Here is an 8729-nt window from a genome sequence, read left to right on the forward strand (position 1 = left end):
CTAAAGATGGTAATTCTGCACCCGCTATTTTGACGGTTACATATACTGAGGGGGGAGGAGAGTCTTCTTCTGAATCCTCTTCTGAATCATCATCAGTTAGCTCGAGCCCAAGTTCCTCTACTTCTGCCAGCAGCTCAATGTCCAGTTCGGAGAGCAGTTCACCGAGTTCTAGTCCAAGCTCCTCGGCCTCACCTAGCCAAAGTGCATCTCCTTCGGTCTCTGCTCCTGAAATATTTGAGGACTTTGAGGATATTGACGAGTGGACGCTTGGAGGAGATTCTGGTTACTCAGTGACAGAGGATACAACTTATGTAAAATATGGAAGTAGCAGTTTTAGGTTTACGGCACCAGATGCAGGGGGTGCATTTGCAACAAGGATAATCAGCAAAGACTTTTCTGCGGTAAGTAACTTTAGTTTTTGGATATATATTCCAACCACAACTGACCTTGCAAGATTATATTCTATTTCTTTGTATCTCACAAGTACCACAGATTTTTCTAAGTATCTCATCGCCAATATTGTGAGTAATTATCATCTAGGCTGGAACAAAATACTCATAGACAGAACTGATTTCACTTCCTCTGGTGGTGAGTCATGGGCGAATACAATGGTTAGGCTTCGTGTTCGGGCCAACGCAGAGGGAGGGGAAACAAATGTTTACATCGATAAGATGGAGGACAATGGAAGAACCCTTCCGAAAGTCGTTATTTCTTTTGACGATGGTTGGGAAAGCCAATATTCGCAGGCTTACTCATATATGGCATCAGCAGGTCTTCCTGGTACATCTTATATAATTGGTAGTCTAGTAGGAACTGCCAACTACATGACCTTAGCCAACCTACAGACACTTAAGGCTAGTGGGTGGGATATATCCACCCACGGAGCAACGAACCTGACAACTCTATCTATTGAAGAAGCAGAAACAGACGTTAATGCTAGCCGTCAGTATGTTGTAGACAATGGTCTTTCTGCAAATGGTTCGGAGAATCATTATGCCTATCCTAATGGTGCATATACTCGAGAAATCATGAATATGCTTGACGAAAACGGATTTTACTCTGCCAGAACAATAGTAGATAGAGTGCAATCCGAAGAAGTAGACGAGAAAATGGCCATAAATAGACGGGGAATATTTAACACTACGTCTTTAGCAACTGCGACGGGGTATATCGATAAGCTCTTATTGACGGGTGGCGTTCTTATCTTAAACTTTCACAAGATAGTCTCCTCACCCACACTAGACACGGAAGTTTCTGTCACTAATTTTCATGGGATTATAGATTATCTTGTGACTAAACAATCAGACGGGGATATAGATGTGGCGACAATGACCGACTGGTGGGTTCCACTGGACGCTTCATCGGCTAGTTCTAGCGAGTCTTCATCAATGAGCTCTAGCCCGTCAAGCTCTCCAAGTTCGAGTGTGAGTAGTTCTCAGTCAGCTTCGCCAAGTTCTAGCCCTAGTCCTTCGCCTAGTAGCAGTATTTCAGCTTCAAGCTCAACATCTAGTTCGGTTTCGAGCAGTCCCTCTACGAGTCCAAGCTCTTCCATAAGTGCTAGTTCGTCAGAATCAAGCTCGGTTAGTGCCAGTTCTAGTATGTCAAGCTCTCAAAGTTCCTCACCATCTAGTAGCCCTAGTAGTTCAATCTCGCAGAGTTCATCTGAATCAGGCAGTCCTAGTAGTAGTCCAAGCTCGTCAATATCAGCTAGTAGTTCAGCTAGTAGTTCGGCTTCTAGCAGCCCAAGTTCAAGCCCTTCAAGTTCGCCATCTGTGAGTCCTTCTTCAAGTCCGTCTAGTTCCGAAAGTTCTAGCGTATCGGCTTCGAGTAGCGAAAGTTCTTCAATTTCAAGCTCACCTTCAAGCTCACCGAGCTCATCAATGTCTGCTTCACCCTCTACAAGCCCGAGTTCTTCGGAATCAAGTAGTCCTTCAAGCAGTCCGTCTTCTTCGATTTCCGCTTCATCTAGTGAATCCTCCTCTGAATCAGCTTCGCCCTCTAGTTCACCTTCGGCTGGTTCACATCAACTTTATTATAATGGCGAACAACACTTTATATATGACGAAGAATTTGCTGTAAGAATAGGCGAATCAAGAATATCTACTTGGAATGCTGTAGGTAAGCCAGAATCTCCTTTAGAAGGCACAGTCGGCTATAACATAGACACCTCTGCGATAGAAATATACGCTAATGGAGCGTGGCATTAGTAAACGACAATGATACTATTATATTAAAGGAAAAGATATGACAACAGCAGAACTCATTACAAAATTAAAAATAATGGTACGAGATACCACCGATACCAAGTGGACTTCATCTGAGAAAACTGAAGCCGTTACTGATGCTATGTACGACCCAGCTTTAGCTACGATAGTAGAAGACGAGACCCTAACGGTAGTAGCAGATCAACAGGACTACGCTATCCCAAGCACGATTGATGTTTTAGGAGATGTTTATCTAAAAGACAGCGATGGGATTAAAGCCCGCTTGTCTGGTGATAACTGGGAACAGATTAACACAACTTTAAGGTTCAGACTTTACCCAGATACAGGAACTTTGGTTTTGGTCGGCTACAAGCACGCCACAACCATAACCGATGACCGAGTAAACCTCGTGATGTATCTTTCAGTTAAAAAACTCTACGAAATGCTCTTAAATAAACTTTTAAGTGGGTTTTTAGTAAACGATATGACGATGGCAGAAGTAATGACAGCCATTGATTACGCTGATAGAAATATTGAGCGAGAACGCAAGAGAGTTCAGAGAGCGAATCGTGGATATCAGATATGATTTACGATATTTTTACATTAGGAGAGTCCGATAATTATGTCTCCTTTAATGACGAATCCCAAACTGACTACTATATAAGGGCTTCCAGAAGGCAGGCGTCTAATCGTGAGATTAGGCAGTTTGATTCCAATGTGCCTGATGAGATGGGGGTCGTTGACTACCAGACTCTAGTCGGTAGGTCATACTACATTATTGAGGGTAAAATCTACCCTGGGAACGGACTAGAAACCCCCTACAAGGGGATGGCTACTTTGAGAAAAGTCTGTAACCCTAAAATCGCCCAAGATTCAGCTTACTCTGATGGTGGGTATATCAATTTAAAATGGACAGAAGACGGAGCCAAACAGTTAAGGGTCAAACCTTTATATGTTGATATCCCTGAAACTGTTAAAAAAGCCAATACACCTTCTTTTAAGATACTTTGTAAAGTTAGATACCCTTTTATTGAAGCTCAAACTGCTACGAGCCTAACTTTAACCTCTATAACGACCGCAGGAACAGGGATAGAGATAACCGAAACCACAGGGCTAGTGATACCAGTAGGTGGAGTTGTAATCGGAGCTGATACTGGTGGAGCAAGTGGGTCTTTAACAAATAACGGAGATTACAAAGCTTACCCTGTTATTACTTTTACAGGACCTTTAAACATACCCAAACTGACCAACACTACTACAGGTAAATACATTGAATTTAACTACAATTTAACCTCTGGGACCATTACAGTAACTATCGATTACGATGGGGTAACTGCCGTAGGCTCTACAGGAACTAATTTATTACAATATTTAACAGCTGGTTCTAGCCTTGACGATTTTGCTGTCGAGGTAGGAACTAACGCATACACATTAACTGCTACAACTTTAGGAAGTGGTAGCTCGTGTCAAATCTCAGCTAGGGATACTTTCCCACTGAGCTAGAAAGGAAACTATGGCGATTTATACAGAAATCTTACAAGGTGGCACGAACAGCCACGGAGTAACAGTAGAAGATTTTAACGCTTTCGCAACAGACTTCTTAGAAAACGGAGTTGTCGGAGCAATAACAAATACAGCAGGGGTAAGCCCTGCAACAGGAGCTTTCGCTCTTAACGAACAAGGAACTCCTGATATGACCTTAGCCTGTACGGCAGGGATAGCTTATGTCTTAGGAACGCCTACAAGTGGGGTATCTCAAAGACTCAGAGTCAATTTAAGTGCTAACCAAAATGTAACCATCGCCTCAAACGCAACTGGTGGTACTAGATATGATTGGGTATATATCTCGCTAGATGCTGCTAAAATGAAAGACCCAGCGGTAGGAGCTGACGATGTCGCTACTCTAGTGACTTCTAGGTCAACCTCTGCTTCTTCAGATGATGGAACCCCACCTACATTTGGGTATTGTATCGCAGTCATAACTGTAGCTAATGGTGCTAGTACAATCTTGAACGCTTCTATTTCAGATAAAAGACAACAACTAATACCTGTAGCAGACGCTTCTATTAAAAATGAAAAACTATCAACAACCGCAGGCGAACCAGGTGGAGTTTGGAAGGACTGGACACCAACATTCACAAACCTTACCGTTAGTGCCGGCAATGCGGTCTTAACTTATGCCAAATATACAGTAATAGGTAAAACCTGTCATTTCAGGTTAAAAGTGACTTGTGCTGGAGCTAATGTCGGCACTGCGCCAGTTTTTACTCTCCCACTACAGGCGGCTGCAACTGTAGCTGTTACTGAAGTTATAGGCGGTGCAGCCTTTACGGATGCAGGAAACGCAACATGGTATGGTCCCCTGCAAATAGCATCATCAACCACTGCTGGTCTTGTCGTTCTAAATGGCGGCGGATCATATACAAACACAGTACCTATTAGCGCCTTAATTCCATTCACATGGGGAAATACAGATTACATTGTGGCTAGTGGAACCTACGAAGCGGCTTAAAAATGACTACGAAGGAGACCGAAAGGTTAATAAAATTGGAAGAAAAAGTAGATAACATAAAAGAATCTATGAACGAACTTAAAGATTCTCTTAATAAGTTTATAGATTGTGCTGACAAAAAGTACGCTTCAAAAGAAGAACTCGCAAACTTAAAAGCTATTCAAGGTTTTATGGTTGTTACCTTTGTCGGTTTCTTAATGTGGATATTGCAAACATACTTGTCGGGTAGATGATGACACAAGAGGAATGGAACGCAAAAAGAACTGTCGTTGAATGTTACAAACGCATAGTGGGGTACATACGCCCTACTTATTGTGCCAATGATGGAAAAAGAGAAGAAATGAAAGATAGAAAAGTATTTAAAATGCCAAAGGAGGTTGAATGAAGGTCTTTCTAGCAGCTGGTCATTCCAGCACAGTCGCAGGTGCAGTATCACAAGGGTACAACGAAGCACAGGTCGCCATAATGCTCGTAGATAAAGCTACGGCAATTTTATCAAATCAAAATCTAAACGGAAGACAACTTGTAGTTGTTCCCCACAACTTAGATTTAGTCCCAACAATAAATTGGATTAACCAGAACTGTACAGACGAATCTCACGACACTTGTATTGAGGTTCACTTAAACGCTGGTGGTGGATATGGGGTTGAGGTTTATTATTACGCTGGTAGTGAGGTTTCAAAACAATTCGCTACCGAACTCTTGCTTCCGTTAGTGCAAGAAACTGGTCTTATGAGTAGAGGAGTGAAAGCCGACTCAACTGTAAAATGGGGAAGATTAGGATTTATCAGAGATACAAAACCTCTAGCTTCGCTAATTGAACTAGGGTTTATAGATACTTCTGATTTATGGGTAACTTTAGACAAAGGTGCTATGGCACTCGCTAAGGCTATTTTAAGAAGTTGTGGCTCTACCTTTATTGACCACGAAGCCATCGCTTTGAAAGAAGCTCAAGCTAAAGCCGAAGCTGAACGCATAGAAGCAGAGAGAATATCGGCAGAACGTATTGCAGAAGAAAAAAGAGTAGCTGAAGAAAAAGCTCGTTTAGAATCCATAGAAGAAAAACCAACCGAGCCTATTATTGAAACACCAATAATTAAAGAGGAGACAGTCGTGGAAAGCGAAAAATACGAACTAAATATAAATGATTTTAAAAAAGCAGCTCTAGGAAGCCTATATACTCTTTTCGGAGTAATCGGCATTATCCTTGTTGGTTTTGCTCAAGACTTTGCAACTGGTAGTTTCAATATTTCTGCTCTAGGCTTTGCCATCGGAGCCGCAATATTTAGTGCTGCTGGTAATCTTCTTAAAAGATTTTTCACAGACGCTAAATAAGGGGGGAATATCTACCGATTATTCATTTATGACGGGAGTGGGAACAAGCTAGCCCACGTTAAAAACCTTGTACCCCTAGACGGGACAAGGGTTATTGAATTTTCAGACTATTTATCATCTTATGGAGAACTCAGGTTTAGAATACAAACCAAAGACCCCTTAGCTCTACAGAACATATTCACCCCTTATCAGTATCACATTAAACTATACCGTGATAATGCAGTGGTGTGGGCTGGGGTAATAGTAAACAATCCCCACCGTAACCACGAGTTTATAGAGGTAGAAGCGTACACTTACGAATACTTGCTATCTAAAATACAGGTCAAGCACTCAACTGCTAAGGATTCTAGGATATTTGACTCTGGGACTATGGCTACTGCTATTACTACCATTATCAATGAGGGCAAAGCCGTCACGAGTTCTCCTATCGCTAGTTTTACGTTAGGAACAATAACAAACCCGAACTACCCTTGGGTGTCAGGAACTGCTTGGACGTTCACATCTACATATTCTATGGAGTTTCCTTACTGTAACGCTCTACAGATAATAAGCTCATTCGCAGATATAACTAACGCAGACTTCACCGTAAGTGACTCTAAAGTATTTACTTTTAAACCCACGATAGGGAGAGACCGTACTGATATCTCGCTTAGATACGGTAGGGGGGGGAATGTAAGTGATTACGATGCTCCCCTAGATGGTGGGAATCTTTCCAATGACTTAATAGTGTTCTCTCTTGATAAAGCAGGAACTAATTTAATCTCGTCTTCGGCCATGGATACCTCAACCTTCGGAACTTATGGAAGGTTGTGGAGAAGTATCCCAATAAACGATCAACTAGAACAATACCAACTAAACGCCAAAGTAGGGAATTTGTTTAAGCTAGACAAGTCTCCTGATACTCAAATATCTTTAGTTTTAAATGAAAGAGCGATGCCGATAGGAACTTATGACTTAGGGGATACTATCTCAATCGCTATCTCTGATGGACCAATAGCAGTCAATAAGACCGCAAGAGTAATCGGTTGGAGATGTTTTGTAACCAATACAGGAGTAGAATCGGTAAGTATTCTAACCAATTTATGAGCATAATAAAACGAGAGAATAAATTATCTATCGGACAAGGCGTAGGAACACCTAAGAATGATAAACTCACCGTAGCAAATAAAGGTGAGATTTATTTCGCAGGCAGAACTTCCTCGTTCACTTTGGACGCAAACCACCCTGTGTACAAACTATACGTTAAGATAGCTCACGGTTTGCCTGGCAATTTATACACCAATGTCGGTGCTATGGCTATCGTAAACTCTGTATCTAAGGACGCTGACGGTGGTATAAGCAGGATAGAACCGTGGACAAACAGCGGTCTATATTACCATGACGGAACTGATAGCATTCATTATAGAAGACAATATTTTCTAACAACCGACTATATTTTGGTGACCCAAACCTATAGATTCTTGGGAACAGGTTCAGTAGTTTTTGGGAGTGGTCCAGCGGGTTATTTACAGTGGCAAGCCCTTAATACGAATACTGCCTATGTTTCTGCTGCCTATGAGGAACTTGGAGATGAGGGGACCTCTGGGTATTATTTATACTATGACGAGAGAATATTCAACTCTAAAGGAACCCTTATTGGTACGACTACTGATACTTTTCAATACGATACAGCTGATTGGGCTTATGAACCTTCTGGCAAGTGGTGGAAATACTGATGTCTTTAATAAAGCTAGACAACAAGACAACGCTACCCATTATTGGAAACACCAACGACAATTTAAATATAGTAAGAAGCGGTAATATAGAATACTCGTGCCGTTCTGTCAATTTAGACGCAACTACCTACACTACTCATTTCCTAGAACTGATAATACCTCACGGCTATGTAGGGATTACGAACTCCCTAGGACTAGCCGTAATCGTTAATAGAGCAGACCCAATAACAGGGACCGTAGGGAGCGAATCCGTAAGTGCTTATTCAAATATAGTCCCTTGGGATGGTGGTGGATTGTTTTATTACGATGGTACGAATACTGTTTATTACACAAGATATACCTACGCAGACAATGCCAACATAAATATATGGCTGACTAAAACTTGTTATTCTGGTTCATACACAGTAGATTCTTTTTCCAACGCACACTTAAACTGGCTACTATTAAACAGCAAAGACGAGATAACTATAGCAGATGGTATAGGTGGGGTTGGAACAGGTTCAGGAAAGAAGTTCTACTACGATATACTAACATACGACTCCAATATGGAGTTATATTCCACCATATCAAGAGAGGGAGAATTTACGGGTAACTATTGGAAGACCCCCTTTATCCCGATAACTTGGGTACAACCAACTTAACCTCCCAATTATCCTCCTTAGTTGGGAGGATTTATATACCGAAGGGGCTTTATGTCCTTTCGGGTTTTAGGAAACAAAAAGGACCCCATTGGGGTCTTTTTTGTTATGGGCCAGCACGCATAATGATAATATCAAACAAAATCTAAAAAGTCAAGTATGCTTGACAAAAAATATCGTAAATGTTAGTATATAAGCCCCTACACTTAGGGAGCCCACCGCAAAGGTAGTTATGAGCTACCAAAGGGTTAGCGGAGCAGCTATGCAAAATAGCTAGAGTGATTTGAGATACCCTCCTCAATAACTGCTCTAAAAAATAGGACCT

General features: G+C 41.6%; 10 protein-coding genes. All 10 read left to right on the forward strand.

Annotated elements, in window-relative coordinates; genetic code table 11:
* On the forward strand, positions 1 to 2207 hold a 2207-nt coding region (locus M0R80_29520; GenBank protein ID MCK9463779.1), incomplete at its 5' end, for a polysaccharide deacetylase family protein.
* A gap of 37 nt (positions 2208 to 2244) precedes the next feature.
* Complete coding sequence (locus M0R80_29525) at positions 2245 to 2790, forward strand: hypothetical protein (protein ID MCK9463780.1); 546 nt, start codon at positions 2245 to 2247, stop codon at positions 2788 to 2790.
* A complete protein-coding gene (locus tag M0R80_29530) occupies positions 2787 to 3707 on the forward strand; it encodes a phage tail family protein (protein MCK9463781.1) in 921 nt (306 codons plus the stop codon). The genes M0R80_29525 and M0R80_29530 overlap by 4 nt, the downstream gene beginning before the upstream one ends.
* A 10-nt stretch (positions 3708 to 3717) precedes the next feature.
* Positions 3718 to 4716, forward strand: a complete 999-nt coding sequence (locus M0R80_29535; protein MCK9463782.1) for a hypothetical protein — start codon at positions 3718 to 3720, stop codon at positions 4714 to 4716.
* Between the two features lie 2 nt (positions 4717 to 4718).
* Positions 4719 to 4949 carry a hypothetical protein gene (locus M0R80_29540; GenBank protein MCK9463783.1) on the forward strand — a complete coding sequence of 77 codons (231 nt, stop codon included), beginning with the start codon at positions 4719 to 4721 and terminating at the stop codon, positions 4947 to 4949.
* Positions 4946 to 5101 carry an anaerobic ribonucleoside-triphosphate reductase gene (locus M0R80_29545; protein MCK9463784.1) on the forward strand — a complete coding sequence of 52 codons (156 nt, stop codon included), beginning with the start codon at positions 4946 to 4948 and terminating at the stop codon, positions 5099 to 5101. The genes M0R80_29540 and M0R80_29545 overlap by 4 nt, the downstream gene beginning before the upstream one ends.
* Complete coding sequence (locus tag M0R80_29550; protein MCK9463785.1) at positions 5098 to 6051, forward strand: N-acetylmuramoyl-L-alanine amidase; 954 nt, start codon at positions 5098 to 5100, stop codon at positions 6049 to 6051. Before M0R80_29545 ends, M0R80_29550 begins: the two co-directional genes overlap by 4 nt.
* Positions 6052 to 6276: 225 nt before the next feature.
* Positions 6277 to 7137 carry a phage tail protein gene (locus M0R80_29555; GenBank protein MCK9463786.1) on the forward strand — a complete coding sequence of 287 codons (861 nt, stop codon included), beginning with the start codon at positions 6277 to 6279 and terminating at the stop codon, positions 7135 to 7137.
* Positions 7134 to 7766, forward strand: a complete 633-nt coding sequence (locus M0R80_29560; GenBank protein MCK9463787.1) for a hypothetical protein — start codon at positions 7134 to 7136, stop codon at positions 7764 to 7766. The genes M0R80_29555 and M0R80_29560 overlap by 4 nt, the downstream gene beginning before the upstream one ends.
* Positions 7754 to 8407 carry a hypothetical protein gene (locus M0R80_29565; GenBank protein MCK9463788.1) on the forward strand — a complete coding sequence of 218 codons (654 nt, stop codon included), beginning with the start codon at positions 7754 to 7756 and terminating at the stop codon, positions 8405 to 8407. The genes M0R80_29560 and M0R80_29565 overlap by 13 nt, the downstream gene beginning before the upstream one ends.
* Positions 8408 to 8729: the final 322 nt, after the last annotated feature.

This window comes from Pseudomonadota bacterium (genome assembly GCA_023229365.1).
Lineage (GTDB): Bacteria > Myxococcota_A > Polyangia > JAAYKL01 > JAAYKL01 > JALNZK01.